Raw genomic sequence first — 23,977 nt, 5'->3', positions numbered from 1 at the left:
CGTGAGTTCAGAGCTGCTCGACCGGACGTTCGCGGCGCTCGCCGACCCCACCCGGCGCGCGATCATGATCCGCCTGGCGCAGGGCGAGGCCACGGTGTCGGAGCTGGCCGAGCCGTTCGACATCAGTCAGCCCGCCGTGTCCAAACACCTGAAGGTGTTGGAGCGGGCCGGTCTGGTGACGCGAGGCCGAGACGCGCAGCGACGGCCGTCCCGCCTGAACGACGCCCCGCTACGGGTCGTCCTCGGCTGGCTGGAGGAGTTCCGCCGCAGCCGGGAGGAGAGCTTCCGCAGGCTCGACGAGGTGCTGGCGGGGCTGCGGGCCGAGGAGACTCACACCGAGAAGGAGGGCGACGTCTGATGCCGCCGACGTCAGGGGCGGGCTCGGTGGTGGTCACCACCCCGTCGGATCGTGAGATCAGGATGACCCGGGACTTCGACGCGCCCGCCCGGCTCGTCTTCGCCGCCTGGACCACGCCGGAACTGCTTCTGTGCTGGTTCGGCGCGCGGGGCTGGCGACTCGTGGAGTGCGAGGTCGACCTCCGGGTCGGCGGGGCGTGGCGCTTCGTCTCCCGAGGACCGGGTGGGGCCGAGATGACGCAGCACGGCGTGTACCGCGAGATCGTCGCGGGGCGTCGGCTCGTGCAGACCGAGTCCTACGGCGACGCGCCTGCCGGCGCCGAGACGCTGGTCACGACGGAGTTCGTCGAAGACCAGGGCCGGACGACCGTGGTCACCACGGTGACGGCGCCCTCTCGCGAGGCGCGCGACGCGGTACTGCGGACCCCCATGGAGCGCGGCGTCGGCGAAGGCCACGACCGGCTCGCCCGAGTGCTCACCGAGATCCGAGCGTACGGCGTCGACGGCCGCCGCCGAGCGGCTGACCCGACCGACGCATCGGGCACGACGGAGCTGAGAAGAGAAAGGCGAAACGGATGAACTGGACGCTGGAAGTCGTGACCGTGCCGGTCGCCGACGTGGACCGGGCCAAGGCGTTCTACGCCGAGAAGGTCGGCTTCGCGGTCGATCACGACACGCGGGCGGCCGGCGGCCCCGGCGTGGTCCAGCTGACTCCGCCCGGGTCGTCCTGCTCGATCGTCCTCAACGCGGCGCCGGTGTCGGCGGAGCCCGAATCCCGGTCCGCGCTGCAACTGGTCGTCCCGGACGTCCGCGCGGCCAGGGCGGAGCTGGCGGGGCGCGGCGTCGAGGTCGGCGAGGTCCAGGTGGCCGGGCCCGAGGGGTTCCGGACGAGCACGGCGGACGACGTGCTGGACGACGTCGGGTTCGTGTTCTTCGACGACCCGGACGGCAACCGCTGGGCGGTGCAGCAGATCTCGGCTCGCGCGTGAGCACGGCATCCGGCGGTGCGGAGCCGCGCTCGGCCCGCGGCGGAGGGTGCCGAGGCGCGGTGTCGGATCGAGAGGACGCGAGATCGGAATGACGACGGAACTCACGGCACGGCGCTTCGTCGAACGGTTGGAGAGCCACCGGTCCGAGGAGGAGCTGCGCAAGATCCAGCGATACTTCAAGACCGGTGCGGGGGAGTACGGCGAGAACGACCGGTTCCTGGGCGTGCGGATGGGGCAGGTCTTCGCCCTGGCCAAGGAGTTCGTCGACCTGCCGCTCACCGAGATCGAGCTGTTGCTGGCCAGCCCGCTCCACGAGGTTCGCGCCGGTGCGCTGAGCATCATGGACAAACAGGCCAGGCGGCGATCGACGACGCCCCGGCGTCGCCAGGAGCTGTACGACCTCTACCTGACTCGGATCGATCGAATCGACAACTGGGATCTGGTGGACGTGTGCGCGCCGCATGTGATCGGCGGGTACCTGTTCGACCGGCCGCGTGACGTCCTCTACCGGCTGGCCCGGTCGACGAGTCTGTGGGAGCGGCGCACCGCGATCGTCAGCACGGCCTATTTCCTCCGACACGGCCAGGTCGACGACACCTTCGCCTTGGCGGAGATCCTGCTCGGCGACGAGGAGGACCTGATCCACAAGGCCACCGGCGGCTGGCTGCGCGAGGCGGGTCGCCGGGCGCCCGAGCGGCTGCGGGAGTTCCTCGACGCCCACGCCGCCACGATGCCGCGCACCATGCTGCGGTACGCGATCGAACACCTCGAACCCGAGGTGCGGGCGCATTACCGAGGACTGAAGACCACGGCCCGGCCGTGACTGAGGGCCACGGCCCGGCCGTGCCGGCGGGCCACACGACCGGCCCCGCGAGGGGTCGGCCGGGACCGGGAGGCGCGGCGGTCGGCGATCAGGTCGTTCCGCCCGGTGGCAGGGGGAGTCGCCGGGCGGAACGATCCTGTCGAACGGATTACAGCGACTTCTCCAGCCTGCCCGCCAGCAGCCGGGTGAACCGTGCGGTGTCGGCGAGTTCGCCGCCCTCGGCGAGCAGCGCCATGCCGTACAGCAGCTCGGCGGTCTCGGCCAGCGTGCCGTCGTCGTCGCCGTCGGGCCGCGCGTCGTGCGCGGCACGCAGCCGGGTCACCAGCGGGTGCGTCGGATTCAGCTCCAGGATGCGCTTGATCTGCGGGATCTCCTGGCCCATCGCCCGGTACATCTTCTCCAGCGTCGGCGTGACGTCGTGCGTGTCGCCCACGATGCAGGCGGGGGAGGTCGTCAGCCGGGCGGAGAGCCGAACCTCCTTCACCTGCTCGGACAGGGATTCGGACATGCGGGACAGCAGCGTCGCGAAGTCCTTCTCCCGCTGCGCGCGCTCCGTCTCGGAGGTCTTCTTCTCCTCCTCGGTGTCGAGGTCGACCTGGCCCTTGGCCACCGACTGGAACCGCTTGCCGTCGAAGCCGTCGACCGAGTCGATCCACATCTCGTCGATCTGGTCGGTCAGCGCCAGCACCTCGTAACCCTTGGCGCGGAAGGCCTCCAGGTGCGGGGAGTTCTCGATGCTCGTCCTGGAGTCGCCGGTCAGGTAGTAGATGTGCTCCTGACCCTCCTTCATCCGCTCGATGTACTCCCGCAGGGTCGTCGGCTTCTCCTCGTCGTGCGTGGAGGGGAAGGAGCAGATCTCCAGGATCGCTTCGCGGTTGTCGAAGTCGGAGAGCAGGCCCTCCTTCACGGCGCGGCCGAACTCCGACCAGAAGGTCGCGTAGTCCGCAGGCTTCGCCGACATCAGATCCTTGATCGTCGACAGCACCTTCTTGACCAGGCGGCGGCGGATCAACTGGATCTGGCGGTCCTGCTGCAGGATCTCCCGCGACACGTTGAGCGAGAGGTCCTGCGCGTCGACGACGCCCTTGACGAAGCGCAGGTACTCGGGGACCAGCTCCTCGCAGTCGTCCATGATGAACACGCGCTTGACGTAGAGCTGTACGCCGCGCCGGGCGTCCCGCATGAACAGGTCGAGCGGGGCGCGGGAGGGGAGGAACAGCAGCGCCTGGTATTCGAAGGTGCCCTCGGCCGCGAGCCGGATCGTCTCCAGCGGGTCGGACCAGTCGTGGCTGACGTGCTTGTAGAACTCGGTGTACTCCTCCTGCGTGACCTCGTCCTTGGGACGGGCCCACAGGGCCTTCATCGAGTTCAGGGTCTCCAGCGCCGGAGTCGCCTCGGCCTTCGTGGTCTCGCCCTCGGCCTGCTCGGCCGCGTCGGAATCCTCGGTCGTCTCCGCCTCGGTCGTCGAGGTCTCGGCCGGGGTCTCGACGGCCATCCGGATGGGCCAGGTGATGAAGTCGGAGTAACGCTTCACGACCTCGCGCAGCTTCGCGGGCGACGTGTAGTCGTGGAGCTGGTCGTCGGTGTCGGCGGGCTTGAGGTGCAGGATCACCGACGTGCCCTGGGGAGCGTCCTCGGCGGGGCCGATGGTGTAGCTGCCGCCGCCGTCGGACTCCCAGCGCACGCCCTCGGCCTCGCCCGCGCGGCGGGTCACGAGGGTGACCTTGTCGGCGACCATGAAGCTCGAATAGAAGCCGACGCCGAACTGGCCGATGAGATCCTGGGAGATCGACGGGTCCTGGGACTGGGACGCCTTGAGCTTGGTGAGGAACTCCGCGGTGCCCGACTTCGCGATGGTGCCGATGAGGTTCACGACGTCGTCGCGGTTCATGCCGATGCCGTTGTCGCGCACCGTCAGCGTGCGCTGATCCTTGTCGACCTCCAGCCGGACGTGCAGGTCGGAGGTGTCCGCGTCGAGGTCCTTGTCGCGGTAGGTCTCCAGGCGCAGCTTGTCCAGGGCGTCCGAGGCGTTGGACACCAGTTCTCGCAGGAAGGTGTCCTTGTTCGAATAGATGGAGTGAATCATCAACTGGAGCAGCTGACGGGCCTCGGATTGGAATTCGAGTGTCTCGACCGGGGTGGTCACGGGCGTCCTTTCCGGGTTCTCCGCACCGACGGCTCCGGCTCGCCGGCGCGAGTCCGAACCACCGCTGTGCGGTGTGCATCGACGAACCGCGATTCTATCGAAGCCGGGGTGTCCGCCGGCGGGACGCGGGCGGCGGATTCGGCGTCGAATGCCTCCTCTCGCGCCGGTCCGAGGTGATCTCGGCGCACGCGCGGCGGGCGGTCCCGGTTGACGCGGTGGTCGTCGACGCGGTGGTGACCGACGTGGTGGTCAACGACGCGGTGTCATGCGGAACGTGAAGTAGTCCACCTGCCGATCGTCTCGGATCAGGCGGCCCTGTGCGACGCCCTCGGCGTCGAAGCGGTTCTCCTCGGCCGACCGCCGCGGATACGGCAGGTCTCCGGAGGTCCCGAAGAAGATCAGCATCGCCCGGCCGGGGTGAGGTGTTCGCGGGCCTCCCGGAAGAACGTCGTCATCGCGCGGTAGCCCTCGTCGGTGATGGCGACCTCGAACCGGTCACGGGGGGCGGACCAGCGGAACGGCGGATCGAAGACGATCAGACCGAAGCGGTCGTCGACCGCGTCGAACACGTCGCTGTGCCGTACCTCGATCCGATCGGCGACGCCGTTGCGCTCCGCGTCGTCGCGGGCGGCGCGGACCGCGTCCGGGTTGACGTCGACGGCGAGGACGTGCGCCGATCGAGACGCGGCGAGGATCGCGTTGACGCCACTGCCGGTCCCCCTGTCCAACACCCGATCGGTCGTGCGGACCTCGGCGAGGACCGCCTCGCCGAGGTGACGGGAGACGGGGGTGATCGGCATGACGGTCGGCGGTATCAGCAGGGTTCGTCCGAGGTATTCGAAGTGCTGGTCGACGGTGCCGGCGCGCTGTCCCGCGCGATAGTGAGGTCTCGTGCCAGCGTCGAACACGGTGAGCGTGCTCCTCACCGATCATCGGGACATGACCGGCCGCGCCGGCGACGGCCCTGCTGCGTCATCTCGTCCGCCTCTCCGTCCGGCCGGGTCTGTCGCGGCCGTCCCCGCGCCGTGCCGCATGCGGTACGGCGGTGGTGCCGACATGTCTGTGCCGAGCCGATCCTGCTCGCCGCGGGCGGACACCGCGAGGGCCGAACAGGCAGGCGCATTCGCCGAGCGGGCCTGCGGCGCCGCAGTGCGTGGCCGACCTCGTCGAATCCGACGCGAGGGCGGCGGCCGGGGCGACCCCGAACCGGTGACTTCGAGTGAAGTCCTCGTGTGTTCCGGCTACGTTGTGTGCGGATTCCGGCGGCGAAGTCGATCAATGGCGGAGCGGGTCTCACCGGCGTCGCCCCATCGGACGGGTCCGCCCGGTGAGTGCCTGTCGTGGTGCGCGGTTCCGCGCGGAGCAGGAGCGAGATGAGCGACCTGAGCGTGTCCCCACGGCCCGTCGCGCCGCCGCCCGTCGCGCCGCCGCCCGTCGCGCCGCCGCTGCCGGTCGCGCCGCCGCCGGACCGCCCGTTCGCCCTGCCCGCGGGGCTGGGCGCACTGAGCGCCGCGGCGCCGGTGGTCCGGGTCTCCCTGCTCGACGGGAGTCAGGCCTGGCTGGTCACCCGCCATGCGGAGGCCCGCGCGGTACTCGGCGACCATCGCCGGTTCAGCTCGGTGCCCACGGCGCCCGGTTATCCCCGCAGCGGAATGGTCGGCGGCAGCACCGCCGACACGGCCGTCGCCAGTCTGGGCTTCATCCGCATGGACCCGCCCGACCACACCCGGATTCGACGCATGCTGACGCACGAGTTCATGGTGCGGCGGATCGAGGAGCTGCGGCCGGGCATCGAGCGCATCGCCGACGAGCTCTGCGACGCGATGGAGCGGGCGCCGCGGCCGGTCGACCTCGTCGCGGACTTCGCCCTGCCCCTCACCTCCTCGGTGATCGGTCTGCTGCTGGGCGTCCCGGCGGCGGACCATCCGCTGTTCCGCGACCTCACGGCTCGGGCGAACCGCATCGCGAACACCCCGCGCGAGGCGGCGCGCGTCCTCGACGAGCTGGCCGGCTACCTCGACGAACTGGTGGCGGCCAAGGAACGCGAGCCCGGCGACGACCTGCTCGGCCGACTGGTGGTCGAACGGCTGCGCACGGGCGAGCTGTCGCGGCCCGACCTGCTGGCCGTCGCCGCGGTGCTGCTCATCGGCGGCTTCGAGACCACGGCGAACATGATCAGCCTGAGTGCCCTGAGCCTGATGCGCGATCCGGAGACCGCCGAACGGCTCCGTCGCGAGCCCGCGCTGATGAAGGGGGCGGTCACGGAGCTGCTGCGGTTCCACGGCATCATCCGCAACGGGCCGCGCCGGGCGGTCACCGAGGACGTCGAGATCGGCGGGCAGCGGCTCGCGGCGGGCGAGGGCGTGATCATCGCGGTGTCGGCGGCCAATCGCGATCCCGAGGAGTTCCAGGACCCGGACACCGTGGACGTCTGCCGTCCCAACGCCTCGCGGCACGTCGCCTTCGGCTTCGGCGTGCATCAGTGCCTCGGGCAGACCCTCGCGCGTCTCGAACTGCAGGTCGCGCTCGCCACGCTGTCGCGCCGCTTCCCGGCGATGCGGCCCGCGGCGCCGTTGGCGCGGATGCGGTTCCGCGCGGACATGACGATCTACGGTCTGCACGCGCTGCCGGTCATCTGGTGAGTCGGCCGGTCTTCGCAGGCCGGGCCGGGTCGTCGGTGAGGTCGTCGCGGACGGGCGTTCGCGAGGCGCCTTCGCGGCCGGCGGAGTGGAGTCGGCGCACCCCGCCGCCGGTCGTGCGCCCGCCGACGCCTCGGCGAGGCGTGCGGCCGAGTTCCGCGTCGTGGCAGGGCGAGGACGGCCGGGACCGGCGGCGTCTCCCGTCGAACGGGGTGGGGTCGGCGTGGTGGCGTGTGCTGTACCTCGTGGGCGGGGGCGGCCTTCGTCGAGCTGGCTGGCCGGATTCTCGGCCTTGGTCGGTTCGGGTCGCGGGTGCCGAGCGGGAGGTGACGTCCGTCGTGCGGTGAGTTGCGTTCTCAGACGGCGGACCATCCGTTGTCGACCGGGAGGACGACGCCGTTGATGTTGGAGGCGGCCGGGGAGGCGAGGAACACGATCGCCGCGGCCTGCTCCTGGGCCTCGGCGACTCGGCCGACGCCGGCCAGGTACGGCGCCAGGGCGGCGGGGCCGGTCCCCGTGCTGGGGCGCAGGTCGATGCTGGTCCTCGTCCCGCCGGGTGCGATGGCGTTGGCACGGATGCCCGCGTCGCGATACATCACCGCGAGGGACTTGGTCAGGCCGACGACGCCGTGCTTGGCGGCGGTGTAGGCGGCGCCCGCCGCGCTGCCGCGGAGGCTCGCCTCCGAGGCGGTGTTGACGATCGCCCCGGCGCCCTGGGCGAGCATGTGCGGCAGGACGGCGCGGCTGAGCAGGAACGGCGCCGTGAGGTTGATCCGGAGCACCCGTTCCCACTCCTCGTCGGTGACGTCGGCGAGGGCGGTCATCCCGTCCATGATCCCGGCGTTGTTGACCAGCACGTCCACGGTGCCGAAGGCGTCCACGGCCGCGGCGACGACGCGGTCGACCACGGACTGCTCGCCCAGGTCGCCGACCGCCGCGACGGCGGTCCCGCCCGCCGCCGCGACCTCGCCGACGACGGTCGCCGCCCGGTCGGCGTCGAGATCGGCCACCACGACGCGGGCGCCCTCGACCGCGAAGCGCAGGACCGCGGCGCGACCGATGCCGGCACCGCCTCCCGTGACGATCACGCTGCTGCCGTCGAGTCCGTCGCCGCTCATCTGGGCCTCCGTCCGTTCATCGCGCTCCGTATTGGCACAGTGTGCCATCATGGCCCATCGTGCCAGCTTGTCGAGTGGCGGCGGAGCCACGCCGCGAGTGAGGAGCAGACGATGCCGGTTCCGACGGAGCGCGCGGGCGCGGCGGACGTCGAGTCGTCGACCACCGTGCCCGGCGCGGGACGGCCGCCGCTGCGCGAACGGCGCCGACAGGAGACACGGCTGGAGATCGCCAGGCAGGCCGTCCGGCTGTTCGCCGAACACGGCGTGGCGGCCACCGGCGCCGAGGACGTCGCCGCCGCCGCGGGTGTATCGCTGCGCACCTTCTGGCGGCACACGGCCACCAAGGAGGCCTGCGTCCGGCCACTGCTCACCCACGGCCTGGAGCTCCTCACTCGTGGGCTCTCGCGCTGGCGGCCGGGCGCGGACCCGGCCGCCCTCGTCGACGAGGCGGCGTTCGCCGCGGGGCAGACCGCCGTCGACGTGTGGGCGGTGCTGAACCTGGTCCGTCTCACGCGGACCGAGCCTGCGCTGCGCGCGGTCTGGCTGACCGTGCACGACGAGGCGGAGCTGGTCATCGCGACCGCGCTCTGCCACGCCACCGGGCTGCGACTCGACGATCTCCGAGCTCGAGTCCGGGCCGCGATGATCAGCGGCGCACTCCGCACGGCGGTGGAGCACCACGCCTGGGAATCACCAGGCGACGAGTCGGCGGGCGACGGGTCGAGCGCGGCCGAGGATGCCGGCCGCGCCCGGGGAGCCGATCTCGTCGAGACGGTCCGCGAGGCGCTGCGGGTCGCGGTGCACGGACTAGGCCGCTGACCAGCCGCGCCCGTCCGCACCGTGGTCCCCCGCCGCACCGTGGTCGGCGGTATTCGCCGGCCCCTCTCCAGGGCGACGGCGTCGGAGGGATACGCCGTCGGACGCCTCGGTGGACGAGGGCGCGAAGCTCAGAGCCACCCGCGCCGGGCTGCCTGGACGCCCGCCTGGAATCGGGTGGCGGCGCCGAGACGGTCGAGCAGCGCCGCGACCCGGCGGACGACGGTGCGGCGGGACAACGCCAGTCTGCGGGCGATCGCGTCGTCGGTGGCGCCGCCCGCCAACAACGTGAGGATGCGACGGTCGCGCTCGTCGTCCAGTCGGTCCCCGCCGACGGTCGAGACGGGAGTCGCGAGCCGCCACAGCGTCTCGAAGGTGTCGGCCAGCACCGTCAACAGGCCGGACCGGCGGACGACCAGCGACACCGGCCCCGAGTCGTCCTCGGCCCGGGCCGTCACCACGGCGAGGTCGTCGTCGGCGATCACCAGCCGCAGGGGCGGGTCCCGCAGCAGGCGTGCCTGTCCGCCCGCCTTGACCAGCGCCGCCGTATCGGGGGCCCGCGATCCGGCGAACGCCGACTCTGGGTAGATCGTGCGGCAGGCGGGCCCGGCGGCCTGCGGGGCGGGCCGGCTCCCGTCCGGCGCGGCGAGGTACGGCGGCGGCGCGAAGTACGGCGGCCGGTCGATGACCCGCAGCTCCCGGCGCGTGCCGGCTCGCAGCCGCCGAAGGACGGCGAGCATGCGGCGGGGATCGTCGATCGCCTCCAGCGGCTCGGTGCGCCTGCCGTCTCGGCGGGCGATCCGGAAGACCCGTTCCAGCTCCACGACGGATCGACACAGCTCCGCGCGCCGGACGACGTCACGCCGCGGCAGTGTCTCGGGAGTCCCCCCGGTGTTCCGGTTCCCGATGTTCCCGGTGATCTCGGCGGGGGAACGCGCCTCCCATCGGCCGTCGTCCAGGCGCGTCGTCACGTGTTCGGCGGCGAGTCGCCGCAGCACCTCGTGCAGGACGTCGACGTCGAGTCCCGTCTCGGCGACGAGTTCGTCGAGACGGGCGCGGGGACGGCTGACGAGCGTCCGATACACCAGGCCAGACGTCGTGTCGGGGTCGAGTGCGTCCAGAACCATCCACTCCCGCCGCAGGCTCATCCCCCGCCACGACGATAAGAGGCACGCGCGGCGACGGTCAACAGCGTGGTCGGCGCCCACGGTCTCGTCGAACCGGGGCGGCACACGACGCAGGCAGCGGCCCCCGACTCCACCTTCCCGTCATGGCGCCAGGGCATGATCGGCCGGAACGGCGGCGAGGCCGACCGGCCCGGCGGATCGCTCGGCACGGCCGAGGCGGCGCGGCGGCCGCCGGACACGGCCGCGTGGCAGGGCACGGGGCGACCGGGCACGGCACGGGTGGCAGCGGCACAGGGTGGGCGGCGTGCGGCGTCACCCCGGGCCGAGCTGCCGAGCCAGTGCGTCGTCGATGTCCGCGCAGTGGCCACGAAGCGTGTCGAGGAAGGCCGCCAGCACGGGGGAGCCTTCGGCCGCGCGGAAGGACAGCGTGAGGTCGGGCAGGAGCGTGTGCGGGGTCACCGAGCAGAACCACAGATCGGGCCTGGCGATCATGCGCATCCGGGCGGGGCCGAGGCCGACGCCGACGCCGCAGGCGGCCAGGCCCGCGATGGTGTGGACGTCCCGCGCGACCGTGGCGCCCTCCAGCGCCCCGGTGTCCGCGCCGAAGAGGGCGCGCAGCGTGCCGATCACGGCGGGCTCGTCCTCACCCGCGGAGATGATGAGGTGCTGCCGTCGGAGTTGGCCGAGGCCGATCGTCTGCTGCCCGGCATAGGGATGCGACCGGGCCACCGCGGCCACCAGACGGTCCTGGCCGAGCGGTGCCCAGGCGAGGGACTCCACGCCCGGCCCTCGGGGCGAGCCGAGCCCGATCGCGATGTCCAGTTCACCGCTGACCAGCGCGGCGGTGCTCCGGCTCGTCGACATCTCATGCAGGCTCAGCCGCACGTCCGGCCGGTCCCGTCCGAATCGGACCAGTACGCGGGGCAGCGGTTCCAGCAGCGCCGAGGCCACGAAGCCGATGCGCAGCATGCCCGTCTCGCCGCGGGCGGCCCGTCCGGAGTCGACGGCGGCGGCGGACATCTCCGCCAGTGCCCGATGCGCGCGCACGAGGAACGCCTCGCCCGCCGCCGTCGGGAAGACGCCGTGCGTCGTCCGGTCGAACAGCCGGGCGCCCATCTCCCGCTCCAGGGCGGCGATCTGCTTCGACAACGGCGGCTGGGCGATCCCGACAGCCGCCGCCGCACGGCCGAAGTGCTGGTGCTCGGCCAGCGCCACCGCGTAGCGCAGTTGACGTGCCTCCATGACGCGGCCTCTTTCGAACAGCGGCGATACCCGACAAGTATCGCGTGACGGTGTGTCGGACATGTCGGTGGAGGCGGGAGTCCGCCGAGGCTGGAATGAGCGCATGACCGCACAACCGATCGAGACGATGTTCGTCCTCGTCCACGGCGCCTGGCACAGCTCGTGGCACTGGGTTCCGACGCAGCGTGCGCTGGCCGCGCGGGGCGTCGCGAGCGTCGCGGTGGACCTCCCCGGCCACGGTTTCGACGCTCCGCTGCCCACCGGCTACCTGACCGGCGGCCGGGACGCGATGCGCACCGAGAAGTCGGCGCTGGCCGGACTGACGATGCAGGACTGCGCCGACGCCGTGCTGAGCACGCTGCGTTCGGTCCGAGGCGGCGCGCGGTCGGTCGTCCTCGTCGCGCACAGCGCGGGTGGCGGGCCCGCCTCGCTGGCCGCCGAGCAGGCCCCCGAACTCGTCGACCGGATCGTCTACCTGTCGGCCTTCGTCCCGGCGGGCAGGCCGAGCTTCCTCGACTACGCGAACTCGCCGGAGAACACCCTCGACCGGGGGCCGGGCCTGACGATCGGCGACCCGGGGGCGCTCGGCGCGATCCGGCTCGACCCGCTCTCGACAGAACTGTCCTATGTCGACGAGCTCCACCAGACCTATCACGCCGACCTCCCCGTCGAGCGGGTCGACCGGTGGCGGTCCACGCTGAGCACGGACCTGCCGTTGGCCGTCCCGAGCAGCCCGATCTCCCTGACCGGGAACGGCTGGGGGAGCATCCCGCGCACGTTCGTGCGCTGCGCGGACGATCGCGCGTTCCTGCCCGCCGCGCAGGACCTCATGATCGCCGAGGCCGACGAGGCGATGCCCGCCCGGCCGTTCACGGTGCACACCCTGCCCGGCGACCACAGCCCGTTCCTCGCTCGTCCCGACGAGCTGGCGGCCGTGCTGGCCTCGCCGCCGCGCTGAGGGCGTCCCGACGCAGCCGGCGGATGCGTGGCGGCGCCGTCGGGGCCGCGCCGGCCGGTGGGGTCGCGCCCGGTCATGCCGGCCGGTGGTGGCGGCGGAACACCGATCGTGCCGGGACGAGCCGGTGTCGTCGCCCCCACGGAACAGCAGGTCACAGGCGGGGCTCGGTCACGGGACGGCCGGCGATCACGGGGCGGCGGGCGACTCGGCTCGCCAGGCCCGATGCAGCAGGTCGAGGAAGACCGGCGCGGCGGGCAGGGACGTCGATCCGATCCGGTGCACCGGCACGCCCGGCGTCCACGAGTTCATGACCACCGCGCCGGCGAGGGCGGGCAGGTCCGCCGGGGTGATCTGCTGGACACGCTGACCGACGCCGAGCCGGTCGAGTTGTCTGCGGACGACGCCCATCGTGGTCCCCGTCAGCAGCGCGGCGTCCGGCCAGATCACCTCGGCGCCGTCCCAGAAGGCGAGGTTCCAGATCGTGCCCTCGCTCAGCCTGCCTCGCCGGTCGAGGAACGCGGCGTCGTCGAAGCCCCGCGCCGCGGCCTGCCGTAGGAGGTAGGTCTTGCCGACCTCGCCGACGTGCTTGATCGAGGGCAGATCCCGTTCGTGCTCGACGACGGCCAGGGTCAGCGGCCCCGCCGGGCCGGCCGCGGCGACCGCGGTGCGGACCAGCAGGTCGGGTTCGACGTCCTCGCCCGCCACGACGAACTCCCCTGCGGGCGAGTACACGGTCGCGGTCAGGGAGAGGTCGGCCGGGCCCGCGGCGATCGCCGTCCGCAGCGCCGTGCGGACTCGTTCGTCGGGCAGCGCCCGGCCGAACAGCTCGACCGAGGCCGAGCGCAGCCGCTCCAGGTGCAGGTCGAGGCCTCGGACGCGGCCGTCGCGTACCTGCATGGCCGTGAAGTGCGCGTATCCGGCGAAGGCGAGGGGCGTCAGCTCCGCGGCGGTGGCCGGGCGATCCTGTCGGTGGACGACGTAGGCGGTCATGCCTGCCACCGTAGAATCTGACATGCATGTGAGATTCAAGCGCGGATGAGGTAGGTCACACGGCATGAGGATCGGCGAGCTCGCGCGGGTGACCGGGGTCGGTCCGCGCCTGCTGCGTTACTACGAGGAGCAGGGGCTGCTCCAGACCCGGCGGGTCGGGACGGGGCATCGCCGCTACGGCGAGGACGCCCCGATCGTGGTCGGCCACATCAGGACTCTGCTCGCCGCCGGGCTGCCGACCAGTGTCATCCGCGACCTGATGCCCTGTGTGGAGGGGCCGGGGCCGGAGCTGAACCGCTGTGCGGCGGAGCTGCTGCTGGAGCAGCTTCACGGGTTGGACGGCCGGATCGCCACCCTGAGCAACGCCCGGTCCGCGCTCGCGGGTCTGGTGGCGGCCACCACCTCCTGACCTCCGCGGCCCGGCCCTCCTTCCGTCTCGGTGCCGGCCGCGGTAGGAGCGCGGCCGCCGCGGCCATGATCAGGTCGGCGTCGCCCCGGTTCGGCGTACCCGCCCCGTCAGACGGGAGCCTGCGCGGGTGGGGGGCACAGGCCGCCCCACCCGGCCGCGGTCAGCTCGCGACCTCGGCGGGCGCGGGCCTCTCCGGCGTGCCCGAGGGCGGTGCGCCCGGTCGTCGCCTCGGCAGGAAGGCGGCGATGACGGCGGCGGCCAACGCCGCGCCCGCCCCGATCGCCATGACCACCCGGAAGCCGTTCTGCGACGGGACGGCGGCGGTGCCGACGGTGATCGTCAGCTGGGCCAGGACGACGCCCGCGACCGCGCTGGACAACGAGGTGCCGATCGAGCGCATCAGCGTGTTGAGACTGTTGGCGGCGGCCGTCTCCGACACGGGCACGGCCGACATGACCAGTGCGGGCATCGCCCCATAGGCGATGCCGATACCCGCGCCGATGATGCTGGAGATCAACATCAGTTGCCAGAGCGCCGACATCAGCACGATGCTCAGTCCGTAGCCCGCCGCCACCACGACGGCGCCGACCATCAGCGTCGTCCTCGGCCCGCGCAGCCGCGAGATCCGCGCGGACACCGGGGCCATGGCCATCATGACCAGTCCGGACGGCGCCATGACCAGGCCCACGGTCATCATCGGCTGCCCCAGCCCGTATCCGGTGGCCGTGGGCAGCTGGAGCAGTTGCGGCAGCACGAGCGACATCGCGAACATGGAGAACCCGAACACCGCCGAGGCGAGGTTGGTCAGCAGCACCTGACGACGCAGCGTGGTGCGCAGGTCCACCAACGGCTGCCGGTTCCGCAGCTCCCACCAGCCCCAGCCGGCGAGGACCACGGCGGTGACGACGAACAGCGTGGTGGTGAGTCCGCTGGTCCAGCCCCAGTCGGCGCCCTTGGAGACGGCCAGCAGCAGACAGATCAACGCGATGGACAGGCCGATCGCGCCGACGAGGTCGAAGCGGCCGCCGGTGCGGACCCGGGATTCGGGGACCAGCGTGAAGACCAGGGCGGCGGCGAGGGCGCCCAGCAGCGCCGACGCCCAGAACAGCACGTGCCAGTCGGTGTACTCCGCCAGCAGGGCCGCCGTCGGCAGCCCGAGCGCCCCGCCGACGCCGAGGGACGCGCTCATCAGCGCGGTCGCGGCGCCCAGCCGTTCGGCGGGCAGTTCATCGCGCATGATGCTGATGCCCAGCGGGATCACGCCCGCGGCGAGTCCTTGAAGGACGCGGCCGACGATCATGGGCGCCAGCGTGTTGCTGAGCGCGCCGATGACCGAACCCGCCACCAGCAGGATCAGGCTCACCAGCAGCATGCGTCTCTTGCCGTACATGTCGCCCAATCTGCCCACCGTGGGGGTGGCGACGGCGGCGGACAGCAGGGTCGCGGTGATCACCCAGCTCGCGTCGGACGTGGTGGCGTCCAGCAGTCGGGGCAGCTCGGGGATCAGCGGGATGACGAGGGTCTGCATCAGCGCCACGACGATGCCCGCCATCGCCAGCACCGAGACGACGACGTTGGTGCGGGGTGGAGCGACCGTTCCGGCGTCGGTGGTTCGTGTCGAGGCACTCGACATGGTGAAGCCTTTCGTCCTGACGCGGGTGAGAGACGATTAAATCAGTCGATTGACTTAGATTAGCCGGAGGTGATCGGACGACGATCCACCGCGTCGCCGACACGGCGGCCCCGGGCCCGTCGTGCCCGCCGTCCTCGACTCTGGCGGGCGCCGCGGGATCGCGCCACGTGCCACCGGTCGACTCTCGGTCCCAGGCGGAGCTGCGCCGTGCCGCGGCGCCCGCCGTGTGGTCGACGACGCGGTCGTCGGGGCTCGCGTCCGGACGGATCGATCATCGATCTCGGTCGCGGTGTCGCGCTGGTCGAAGGATCGGCGGCACGGGGTCGGACGCCGTGGCGTGCTTCTCGAGAATGGGTGACCTCCGGTTCGGGGTGCGTCCACCGAAAGCGTTAAGTCAGTCGCTTGACTCAACTCGAGCGCCCCGCCTAGCCTGAGTCGATCGAGATCCACTGGAGGAGACCCCATGACGCCGAGCGACGCGCGGCAGGCGCTGAACCACCCGAGCACCGACCTCGGGGCCGCCGGGCGGCAGGCACGCCCGCGCCCGGTATCGCCACCGAGGTTCTCCGCTGCGGCACCAGGTCGCGGTCGAGGGGACTCCACGGGACTTCGACCCGCCCGACCCGGGTCTCCTCCCCCCAACGGGTCCGCTCGCACCGGTCACCGCGCCGTCCGGCGGCACGACGCAGCGGCGCGGTGGTGACGATGGCGGCCAGAACGAGAAGAGCCGAGCAGGTCGAGGGGACGCGGGAGGCGATCCTGAGCGCGGCCGAGCGGCTGTTCGCCGAGCACGGGGTGTACGCGGTGTCCAACCGTCAGGTCGGCGAGGCCGCCGGGCAGGGCAACAACTTCGCGGTCGGCTACCACTTCGGCACCAAGACCGACCTCGTCCGCGCCATCGTGCGCCGCCACGCCGAGCCGATGGAGGCCGTCCGTGTCCGCATGCTCGCCGAGATCGGTGACAGCGACGAGGTCCGAGACTGGGTGGCCTGTCTGGTGCGGCCCTTCACCGAGCACCTGGCGGAACTGGGCGGCCCCACCTGGTACGCGCGGTTCGGCGCGCAGGTGATGACCGACCCCGGTCTGCGGCGGATCATCGTCGAGGAGGCGCTGAGCACCACGCCCATCCAGCAGGTGATCGACGGGCTCAACCGCTGTCTGCCGGAGCTGCCGCTGCCCGTGCACCTCGAACGCGGCGCGATGGCCCGCTACCTGATGTCCCACACCTGCGCGGAGCGGGAACGCGCCCTGGCGGAGGGAACGCTCACGGTCCGGAACACCTGGGAGGACGCCGCGACCGGATTGATCGACGCGATCACCGGGATGTGGATGGCGCCGGTCACGAGCGACCGCCGTGTGATCGACGAGTGACACGACTGGCGGGCGCCGCGAGCCGCCGCCCGCCGCCATGAGGAGGGCATTCGATGAGGATCTCAGTGGACCAGGACAAATGCTGCGGCGCGGGCTCCTGCGTCCTCGTCGCCCCGGAGGTGTTCGACCAGCGTGACGAGGACGGCATCGTGATGCTGCTCGATGCCCAGCCCGCCGCGGACGTCCACGACCGGGTGCGCGAGGCCGCCGACGTGTGCCCGGCATCGGCGATCCAGCTCAGCGGGACGGCGTGACGCCTCCCGGCGGGATCGTGGTGGTCGACGCGTCCGCGGCCGGGCGCGCCACCGCGGCGGCGCCGCGCCGCACGGGCAACGCAGGCGCGCCGACACTCCTCGACGCCGAGCCGTACCCGCCCTCCGATCGGACCCCGCTGTCCGAACAGGTCCTCGGCGGTGCCTCGGGAGGCGCTCGGCGCCCTGAACATCCGGCCTGTCCTCGGCGGCCCGGCCGCGCCGACGCCCCGGTGCCCTGCTTCTCCACGGACCGGTTCGACGCGCGGCTTCAGACGCACGGGCCGCCCGGCGGCGACCCCGACGTGACGATCGGGGCGGGCGACGTCGCCGCGTGTCGCTTCGTCGCGGTTCGCCACCGTCCGGGCGAGGCCGTCGGCGTCCTGGGCTGGAACCTGCCCACGCGGGCCCGCGACCATCGACGGCGGCTCACCGATCCCGGAGCGGAGCCGACGTCGTCCCGCGGTGTCGACGTCGTCCCGCCGCGGGCGGTCGTCGAGATCGCGACGGCGGATCGCATCAGCGGCTGACGAGCGACGAGACCGCGCGACGGCCCGCGCCATGCGGATCGACTGCTCGACCCTTCTCCGGGAGTCGTCCACGGGGGACCTCCGGTGCGCGACGCACTGCCCCGACGCCCTGTCCCGAACGCCCTGCCCACGACACCCCGTCACCACGCCCCGCCACGACGGCACCGCCGAACCCTCGGCGGCTCCGCCGTCCACTCGTCCGACGGCCGTACCGGGCGCGTCGCCCTGCCGGGCGCGTGCCGCCCGCACCGGAAGGATCACGATGACGAGCACGATCGAACCCGCCGCCGAGACTCCCGAATACCCGATGCCCCGCGCCCAGGGCTGTCCTTTCGACCCGCCCCCGGAACTGCGAGCACTCCAGGAACGGTCGCCGCTGGCGCGGGTCCGGCTGTGGGACGGCAGCACACCCTGGCTGGTCACCCGCTACGCCGATCAGCGTGCCGTGCTGGGCGATGCGCGGGTCAGCGCCGACATGACCCGCCCCGACTATCCCCGCCAGGCACCCGGTAACGGGGGCGGCCTCAGCTTCATCGGGATGGACGATCCCGAGCACGCCCGGCTGCGTCGGATGGTCAGCGCCGAGTTCACCGTGAAGCGGGTGGCGGCCATGCGGCCGACCGTGCAGCGGATCGTCGACGACTCGATCGACGAGCTGCTGGCCGGTCCGACGCCGGTGGACCTGGTGGAGGCCTTCGCCCTTCCGGTGCCGTCCCTGGTGATCTGCAGGCTGCTGGACGTCCCCTACGCCGATCACGACTTCTTCCAGGGCAACAGCAGGACGCTGATCAACCGGAACTCGACGCCGGAGCAGCGGACCGACGCCGTCGGGCGGCTGAGCGAGTACCTCCACGCACTGGTGACGGCCAAGATCGACGATCCCGGTGACGACCTGCTCTCCCGGCTCGCCGCCCGCATCACGAGGGGGGAGCTGACCACGCCGGAGGCCACCTCGATGGCGGTGCTGCTGCTGATCGCGGGCCACGAGACGACCGCGAACATGATCGCGTTGAGCACCCTGACCTTGTTGCGTCATCCCGAGCAGCTCGCCCTGGTGCGCGACGCCGACGATCCGAAGGTCGTCCCGGGGGCGGTCGAGGAGCTGTTGCGCTACCTGAACATCACCCACGGCGGCAGGCGTCGCGTGGCGCTGGCCGACCTGGAGGTCGCCGGACGGACCGTGCGGGCGGGGGAGGGGCTGGTGCTGCCCAACGAGATCGCCAACCGCGATGAACAGGCCTTCCCCGATCCGGATCGGCTCGACGTACTGCGGGAGGCCCGGCATCACGTGGCCTTCGGCTTCGGCGGACACCAGTGTCTCGGTCAGTCGCTGGCCCGCCTGGAACTCGAGATCGTCTACCGCACCCTCTATCGACGTCTCCCCGGTCTGCGACTCGCCGTCGACTTCGACGAGATCCCGTTCAAGCACGACGGCTTCGTCTACGGCGTCTACGAACTGCCCGTCACCTGGTGAGCTGCGCGCCGCGCGGGGCGGGGCGGGCCTGGCCGCGGTCGGCACGGGCGTCGTGGTGGTCCACTGTGTGACCGCGGCTGGGCGGTTCGGCGTCGGGGAGCAGGGGCCGCGCACGAGTGCGACCGCGGGTCGGCCGCACTCCGCCCTCGCCCACGACCGATGACACACGACCGATGCCGGACGCCGTGGAGCGCGCCAGGAATCCGGGCGTCCCGGAGTCTCCAGGGGCGCGGCACGGCCCCGCCGTTCTCGGCCGTGCCGCACTCGACGGTGAGTCCCCGCGTCGAACGGCGCGGAGCGGGATGCGGAACCGGCGGGCGTTCGCGTTCGTCGAGGCCTGGTCGTGCCTGCCGTACTCCGGTCCCGAGATCGGGTCGTCGATCTCGGAACCGGGCGGGGTCGCCGAGGCAGCCGTCGAGGAGTCGTCCGGCGAGACGGGACACCGTCCGATCCGAGCAGACGCGGCAACGGTTCCTCGATCGACTCAGACGCGCAGCAGCACCTTCAGCGCCGTGCGGTCGGCCATCGCGCGGTAACCGTCGGCGACCCTGTCGAGGCTGATCGTCCGATCGAACACCTTGCCGGGCTCGATGACGCCGTCGAGCACGTCGGGCAGCAGTTCGTCGATGTAGGCGCGGGCGGGCGCGACGCCGCCGGTGAGCGTGATGTTGCGCAGGAACACGCCGAAGTCCATCGGGACCTCGGCGTACTGCGGGACGCCGACCCGGCTGACCGCGCCGCCGTCACGCACCACGCCGAAGGCCGTCTCCACCGCGGGCCGGGTGCCCACGCATTCCAGGACGGCGTGTGTGCCGTCGCCGCCGGTCAGCTCGCGGACCCGCTCGACGCCCTCTTCGCCGCGCTCCGCGACGACGTCGGTGGCGCCGAACTCGCCGCCGAGGTCGGTGCGGTCGGTGTGCCTGCCCATCAGCAGGATGCGCGCGGCGCCGAGCCGCCGGGCCGCCAGCACCGCGCAGAGGCCGACGGCGCCGTCGCCGATCACGGTGACCGTGGTGCGCGGTCCGACCCCGGCCGTCACCGCGCAGTGATGCCCGGTCGGCAGGACGTCGGAGAGGGTGAGCAGCGCGGGCAGCAGCGGCGAGTCCGCCGCCACGGGAAGTCGTACCAGCGTGCCCTGGGCCTGCGGGACGCGCACCGCCTCGCCCTGACCGCCGTCCACGTCCGGCGCGCCCCAGTTGCCGCCGTGCCTGCACGAGGTGTGCAGGCCCTCGGCACAGAAGTCGCAGGTGCCGTCCGCCCAGACGAACGGCGCGACCACGACGTCGCCGACCGCGGGCGCGGTCACCGCGGCGCCGACCTCCTCCACCACGCCGAGGAACTCGTGTCCCATCCGGTCGCCGCGCTCGGAGGCGGGCCGAGAGGCGAAGGGCCACAGGTCGCTGCCGCAGACGCACGATCGCACGACCCGGACCACGGCGTCGGTGGGTTCGCGGAGCCTGGCGTCCGGCACGTCCTCCACCCGGACGTCGCCCGCCCCGTAGATCAGCGTCGCTCGCATGGCTTCCTCTCCGGAGCGTTCGTGCGATCCGACGCGAGGCCGCCCGCGCGGGGTCTCGCTTCGGCCGCCGTCGGTGTCCAGGCGGCGGCATCGAACCTGCTCGCCGCTTCTCGGGTCCCCTGGGCGGTCGAGGCCGAAACCTGACGGCGGCGGGGCGACTCGGCGAGGACACGGGGCCTGGCTCGCCCGATCGGAGTCGACGGGCTCGGGCGTCGCCCCCTCGACCATCACGGTCTGTGACCAGTATCACCGGAGTCTGTGACCAGGGATAATTAAGTCAGTCGGTTGACTCATCAACCGGGCGTCGCTTAGCTGGAGTGGGTCGAGATCACGACGAGGCGGCGGCGAACACGCTCCGGGGCTCGGCGCCGGAGCAGGCCGTGCCTTCCCAGGAGGAGGACGGAGGGCTGGTGTCGACTCCGCGCGGAGGCGGCCGGGCGGCGCCCGCACGACGCCGTGCGGCTCGGCCGCACGACGCTCCGAAGGGCGCGGCCCACCAGGCCGAGCGAGCGGACCGCGTCGCGACGGCGTCGACCCGAAACACCGGCACCGCGCCGAACCCGCCGCGGGAACGTCCATGGCGGACTCGGGTACGGCGGGCGTCGTACCGGGGACGGCCCGCCACCGCCGTTCGACCGATCAGCACCCTCCGACCAGCGACCGGCCCGGACCAGTCCTCAGCCCGATCAGCACCCGACCCGACCAGAGAGGCCTGCATGCCCACTCCTGATCAGCCGCCCGCCACCCGCGCGCCGCTGCCCGACGAGCTCGGCTTCGATCCCGAGGCGCTCCGCGCCCGCTACCGCGAGGAACGGGACCGTCGGATCCGGCCCGACGGCAACGCGCAGTACCGGCGCGTCGACGGGGACTTCGGCTACTACGCCGACGATCCCTACTCGGATCCCGAGTTCACCCGCGCGCCGCTGCGCGACCGCGTCGAGGTGGTGATCGTCGGCGGCGGCTTCGGCGGCCTGCTCAGCGGGGCGCGCCTGCGCCAGGAGGGCATCGAGGACATCCGAGTGATCGAGGAGGGCGGCGACTTCGGCGGAACCTGGTACTGGAACCGCTATCCCGGCATCCACTGCGACATCGAGTCCTACGTCTACCTGCCGTTGCTGGAGGAGATCGGGTACGTCCCCGAGTGGCGGTACTCGCCGGGGGAGGAGATCCGACAGCACGCACGGGCCATCGGACGACACTTCGACCTCTACCGTGACGTCTGCTTCCAGACCAGGGCGACGGAACTGCGGTGGGACGACGCCGAGGCGGAGTGGATCGTGCGCACCGACCGAGACGACGAGATCCGCGCGCGGCACGTCGTGGTGTCCAGTGGGACGCTGAGCAGGCCCAAGCTCCCCGGCATCCCCGGCATCGAGGACTTCGCCGGGCACACCTTCCACACCAGCCGGTGGGACTACGACTACACCGGCGGGGACGCCGACGGCGGGCTGCACCGCCTCGCGGACAAGCGCGTCGCACTGATCGGCACCGGGGCGACCGCCATCCAGGTCGTGCCGCACCTCGGGCGCGACGCCCGGCACCTGTACGTCTTCCAGCGCACGCCCTCCACGGTGGACGCCCGGGACAACCGCCGCACAGACCGAGCCTGGGCCGACTCGTTGACGCCGGGCTGGCATCGGCGACGTCGGGACAACTTCCTCACGATCGTCCACGGCGGCCAGGCCGAGGAGGACCTGGTGGCCGACGGCTGGACCGGCAGCGCCCGGCTGTTGCAGAACCTCATTCCCAGCGACGCCTACTCGGACCTGCCGCCGGAGGAGCGGGAGTACGTGAACGAGGTCGCCGACTTCCAGAAGATGAACGAGATTCGGGCCAGGGTGGACGCCGTCGTCGAGGACCCGGCGATCGCCGAACTCCTCAAGCCCTGGTATCGCTACCTGTGCAAGCGCCCGACCTTCAGCGATCACTACCTGGAGACGTTCAACCGGCCGGACGTCACGCTGGTCGACACCGCCGACCACGGGGGAGTGGAGCGGATCACCGAGAACGCGGTGGTGGTCGGTGGGACGGAGTACGAGGTCGACTGCATCATCTTCGCCACCGGCTTCGAGGTCGGCGTCTCGGGCGTGCTGGCGGGCAGCCTGCCGGTCTACGGCCGAGGCGGGACGTCGCTCATCGAGTACTGGGGGCGTGGTCCCCGCACCCTGCACGGCTTCTACTCCCACGGTTTTCCCAACCTCTTTCATCTGGGCCCGTTGCAGAACGCCGCCTCGGTCAACTTCGTGCACGTCCTGGACGAGCAGGCCACGCATGTCGCGGCGGTCGTCGCCCAGGCACGACAGCGCGAGGCCCGTCGCATCGAGCCGAGCGCGGCTGCGGAGGAGTCCTGGGTGACCACGCTGCGGGAGAAGGCGCCGGACCAGTACCGATTCCAGGCCGAGTGCACGCCCGGCTACTACAACAACGAGGGACGGCCCCGGCCTCGTGGCGAGACCTACAGCGACGGACCCGTCGTGTTCCACGAGCTGCTCAGACGGTGGCGGACCGACGGTGGGATGGACGACGTCATGGTCGACGCGGAATGAGGCCCGAGGGGGAGGCGCCGCCGAGTCGTCTCGCCGCGGCCGGACTCCCGACGCCGGTGAGTCGCCGCTGGTCCGTTCAGCGGCTGAATCGGCCGAACCGGCTGTGGGGCTCCAACGGCGTCGCCTTCGGGCCGGACGGGCGACTCTACGTGGCCCAGTTCCTCGCCGGGCAGGTCAGCGCGGTCGACGTCGCCTCGGTGACGTCGAGGTGATCATTCCCGCGAACGGCCCCGTCCAGTCGCCCGACGACCTCGCCTTCGGGCCGGACGGCTCGATGTACCTCACCGACCTCGTCCCCGGCCGGGTGTGGCGTCGAGATCCCGGCGGCGCCTTCACCCTCGTCACGGACCGAGTGCGGGTGCCCAACGGCATCGCCTGCGTCGGCGAGCGGCTCTTCGTCAACGAGATGGCCGTCGACGGTCGCCTGCTGGAGCCGTTCCCCCTCGACGGCGACGAACCGAGGGTGCTCACCGGTGGGCCGGTCGTGGGCAACGCGATGCAGCTGGGGCCGGACGGCTGCCTCCACTACCCGCACATGCTCACCGGCGAGGTCTATCGGATCGGGCTCGACGGCGGCGAGCCGGAGCTCGTGGCGGACCGGGTGCACGAGCCGGTGGCGGTGCGCTTCGACGAGGGCGGCAGGCTGATCGTGCTGTCTAGAGGGGCCGAGGGGTATGTCACCGTCATCGACCTCTTCGGCACGGGCTCGCGCACGATCGTGGCGAGCGGGGTGACCGGGCTGGACAACGCGGCCTTCGACGGGGAGAACCGCATGTTCGTCTCCAGCTACGCCGGCGGCGGCATCGCCGAGCTGCATCCCGACGGCCGGACTCGCGACGTCGTCCCGCCGGGGTCGACGGGCCGTTCGGCGTGGCGGTGGCCGCGGACGGGGAGGTGTACGCGGCCGACCACTACCGGCCGGCGAGTCCTACCGGGGTGGCGAGCTCCGGCGGCGCGGCGGGGACGGCGCAGCCGGCGGCATCGGCGGGCCTGACGGCGACGGGCCGCCCGGCGGGACCCGCGGACCAGGCGGGCCGCG

At 72.3% G+C, this 23,977-nt stretch carries 24 protein-coding genes; 15 read left to right on the top strand and 9 right to left on the bottom strand.

The features are described from left to right. The first annotated feature begins 1 nt into the window (after position 1). The 4 genes from AHOG_RS15785 (at position 2) to AHOG_RS15770 (ending at position 2,169) form a co-directional block, all read left to right on the top strand. Positions 2 to 358, top strand: a complete 357-nt coding sequence (locus tag AHOG_RS15785; protein ID WP_093942039.1) for an ArsR/SmtB family transcription factor — start codon at positions 2 to 4, stop codon at positions 356 to 358. Beyond that, positions 358 to 936, top strand: coding sequence for an SRPBCC family protein (locus AHOG_RS15780; protein ID WP_093942038.1), 579 nt, complete (start codon positions 358 to 360; stop codon positions 934 to 936). Before AHOG_RS15785 ends, AHOG_RS15780 begins: the two co-directional genes overlap by 1 nt. Then, entirely contained in the window at positions 933 to 1,346 is a 414-nt protein-coding gene (locus AHOG_RS15775) for a VOC family protein (protein WP_093942037.1), read from the top strand. The genes AHOG_RS15780 and AHOG_RS15775 overlap by 4 nt, the downstream gene beginning before the upstream one ends. Before the next feature lie 88 nt (positions 1,347 to 1,434). Continuing rightward, positions 1,435 to 2,169, top strand: coding sequence for a DNA alkylation repair protein (locus AHOG_RS15770; RefSeq protein ID WP_093942036.1), 735 nt, complete (start codon positions 1,435 to 1,437; stop codon positions 2,167 to 2,169). 148 nt (positions 2,170 to 2,317) lie between these two features. On the opposite strand, the gene htpG is transcribed toward AHOG_RS15770, so the two are convergent. The 3 genes from htpG to AHOG_RS29995 form a co-directional block, all read right to left on the bottom strand. Continuing rightward, positions 2,318 to 4,315: a molecular chaperone HtpG gene (htpG, locus tag AHOG_RS15765; RefSeq protein ID WP_093942035.1), complete on the bottom strand. Its 1,998-nt coding sequence runs from the start codon at positions 4,313 to 4,315 to the stop codon at positions 2,318 to 2,320. Positions 4,316 to 4,564: 249 nt separating this feature from the next. After that, positions 4,565 to 4,720, bottom strand: a complete 156-nt coding sequence (locus AHOG_RS30000; RefSeq protein WP_157736844.1) for a hypothetical protein — start codon at positions 4,718 to 4,720, stop codon at positions 4,565 to 4,567. Next, positions 4,714 to 5,223: a methyltransferase gene (locus tag AHOG_RS29995; protein ID WP_157736843.1), complete on the bottom strand. Its 510-nt coding sequence runs from the start codon at positions 5,221 to 5,223 to the stop codon at positions 4,714 to 4,716. The genes AHOG_RS30000 and AHOG_RS29995 overlap by 7 nt, the downstream gene beginning before the upstream one ends. Before the next feature lie 465 nt (positions 5,224 to 5,688). Between AHOG_RS29995 and AHOG_RS15750 the strand changes: the two genes are divergently transcribed. Further along, on the top strand, positions 5,689 to 6,957 hold the full coding sequence (locus AHOG_RS15750; RefSeq protein WP_093942032.1) for a cytochrome P450: 1,269 nt from the start codon (positions 5,689 to 5,691) through the stop codon (positions 6,955 to 6,957). 353 nt (positions 6,958 to 7,310) lie between these two features. On the opposite strand, the gene AHOG_RS15745 is transcribed toward AHOG_RS15750, so the two are convergent. Further along, positions 7,311 to 8,072, bottom strand: coding sequence for an SDR family NAD(P)-dependent oxidoreductase (locus AHOG_RS15745; RefSeq protein ID WP_093944494.1), 762 nt, complete (start codon positions 8,070 to 8,072; stop codon positions 7,311 to 7,313). A gap of 111 nt (positions 8,073 to 8,183) precedes the next feature. On the opposite strand from AHOG_RS15745, the gene AHOG_RS15740 reads away from it, so the two are divergent. Continuing rightward, positions 8,184 to 8,891, top strand: coding sequence for a TetR/AcrR family transcriptional regulator (locus AHOG_RS15740; protein WP_093942031.1), 708 nt, complete (start codon positions 8,184 to 8,186; stop codon positions 8,889 to 8,891). 128 nt (positions 8,892 to 9,019) lie between these two features. Here the strand turns inward: AHOG_RS15740 and AHOG_RS15735 are convergent, their stop codons facing one another. Together AHOG_RS15735 and AHOG_RS15730 are read right to left on the bottom strand one after the other, a co-directional pair. Continuing rightward, complete coding sequence (locus tag AHOG_RS15735) at positions 9,020 to 10,036, bottom strand: helix-turn-helix transcriptional regulator (RefSeq protein WP_093942030.1); 1,017 nt, start codon at positions 10,034 to 10,036, stop codon at positions 9,020 to 9,022. Between the two features lie 291 nt (positions 10,037 to 10,327). Then, positions 10,328 to 11,257, bottom strand: coding sequence for a LysR family transcriptional regulator (locus AHOG_RS15730; RefSeq protein WP_093942029.1), 930 nt, complete (start codon positions 11,255 to 11,257; stop codon positions 10,328 to 10,330). A gap of 103 nt (positions 11,258 to 11,360) precedes the next feature. On the opposite strand from AHOG_RS15730, the gene AHOG_RS15725 reads away from it, so the two are divergent. Beyond that, positions 11,361 to 12,215, top strand: a complete 855-nt coding sequence (locus tag AHOG_RS15725; RefSeq protein ID WP_093942028.1) for an alpha/beta fold hydrolase — start codon at positions 11,361 to 11,363, stop codon at positions 12,213 to 12,215. 186 nt (positions 12,216 to 12,401) lie between these two features. Here AHOG_RS15725 and AHOG_RS15720 read toward each other — a convergent pair whose 3' ends face one another. Next, positions 12,402 to 13,205, bottom strand: coding sequence for an aminotransferase class IV family protein (locus AHOG_RS15720; RefSeq protein WP_093942027.1), 804 nt, complete (start codon positions 13,203 to 13,205; stop codon positions 12,402 to 12,404). 64 nt (positions 13,206 to 13,269) lie between these two features. On the opposite strand from AHOG_RS15720, the gene AHOG_RS15715 reads away from it, so the two are divergent. After that, positions 13,270 to 13,614, top strand: coding sequence for a MerR family transcriptional regulator (locus AHOG_RS15715; RefSeq protein WP_093942026.1), 345 nt, complete (start codon positions 13,270 to 13,272; stop codon positions 13,612 to 13,614). A gap of 160 nt (positions 13,615 to 13,774) precedes the next feature. On the opposite strand, the gene AHOG_RS15710 is transcribed toward AHOG_RS15715, so the two are convergent. Then, positions 13,775 to 15,247 carry an MFS transporter gene (locus tag AHOG_RS15710; RefSeq protein ID WP_093942025.1) on the bottom strand — a complete coding sequence of 491 codons (1,473 nt, stop codon included), beginning with the start codon at positions 15,245 to 15,247 and terminating at the stop codon, positions 13,775 to 13,777. 705 nt (positions 15,248 to 15,952) lie between these two features. On the opposite strand from AHOG_RS15710, the gene AHOG_RS15705 reads away from it, so the two are divergent. The 4 genes from AHOG_RS15705 (at position 15,953) to AHOG_RS15690 (ending at position 18,873) form a co-directional block, all read left to right on the top strand. Further along, a complete protein-coding gene (locus tag AHOG_RS15705; RefSeq protein WP_093944493.1) occupies positions 15,953 to 16,618 on the top strand; it encodes a TetR/AcrR family transcriptional regulator in 666 nt (221 codons plus the stop codon). Between the two features lie 53 nt (positions 16,619 to 16,671). Then, the gene (locus AHOG_RS15700) at positions 16,672 to 16,872 is read left to right on the top strand and encodes a ferredoxin (RefSeq protein ID WP_093942024.1); all 201 of its coding nucleotides are present in this window, start codon (positions 16,672 to 16,674) and stop codon (positions 16,870 to 16,872) included. Between the two features lie 20 nt (positions 16,873 to 16,892). Further along, positions 16,893 to 17,399 carry a hypothetical protein gene (locus tag AHOG_RS15695; protein WP_157736842.1) on the top strand — a complete coding sequence of 169 codons (507 nt, stop codon included), beginning with the start codon at positions 16,893 to 16,895 and terminating at the stop codon, positions 17,397 to 17,399. A 262-nt stretch (positions 17,400 to 17,661) separates the two neighbouring features. Then, positions 17,662 to 18,873 (top strand): cytochrome P450, encoded by a 1,212-nt coding sequence (locus AHOG_RS15690; protein ID WP_093942022.1) that lies wholly within the window; start codon positions 17,662 to 17,664, stop codon positions 18,871 to 18,873. Between the two features lie 484 nt (positions 18,874 to 19,357). Here the strand turns inward: AHOG_RS15690 and AHOG_RS15680 are convergent, their stop codons facing one another. Next, positions 19,358 to 20,392, bottom strand: a complete 1,035-nt coding sequence (locus AHOG_RS15680; protein WP_093942020.1) for a zinc-binding dehydrogenase — start codon at positions 20,390 to 20,392, stop codon at positions 19,358 to 19,360. 716 nt (positions 20,393 to 21,108) lie between these two features. Between AHOG_RS15680 and AHOG_RS15675 the strand changes: the two genes are divergently transcribed. From AHOG_RS15675 to AHOG_RS15670, 3 genes are read left to right on the top strand one after another with little or no spacing between them, the layout of a single operon-like run. After that, entirely contained in the window at positions 21,109 to 22,938 is a 1,830-nt protein-coding gene (locus AHOG_RS15675; RefSeq protein WP_093944492.1) for a flavin-containing monooxygenase, read from the top strand. Next, positions 22,935 to 23,150, top strand: coding sequence for a hypothetical protein (locus AHOG_RS29990; protein ID WP_245856254.1), 216 nt, complete (start codon positions 22,935 to 22,937; stop codon positions 23,148 to 23,150). Before AHOG_RS15675 ends, AHOG_RS29990 begins: the two co-directional genes overlap by 4 nt. Then, positions 23,147 to 23,932: an SMP-30/gluconolactonase/LRE family protein gene (locus tag AHOG_RS15670; RefSeq protein WP_245856253.1), complete on the top strand. Its 786-nt coding sequence runs from the start codon at positions 23,147 to 23,149 to the stop codon at positions 23,930 to 23,932. Before AHOG_RS29990 ends, AHOG_RS15670 begins: the two co-directional genes overlap by 4 nt. The last annotated feature ends 45 nt before the right edge of the window (positions 23,933 to 23,977 follow it).

It is taken from the genome of Actinoalloteichus hoggarensis, from assembly GCF_002234535.1.
In the GTDB taxonomy this organism is placed as follows: domain Bacteria; phylum Actinomycetota; class Actinomycetes; order Mycobacteriales; family Pseudonocardiaceae; genus Actinoalloteichus_A; species Actinoalloteichus_A hoggarensis.
The sequence above is the reverse complement of the archived record's forward strand: the minus strand, read 5'-3'. Positions and strand labels throughout refer to the sequence as shown.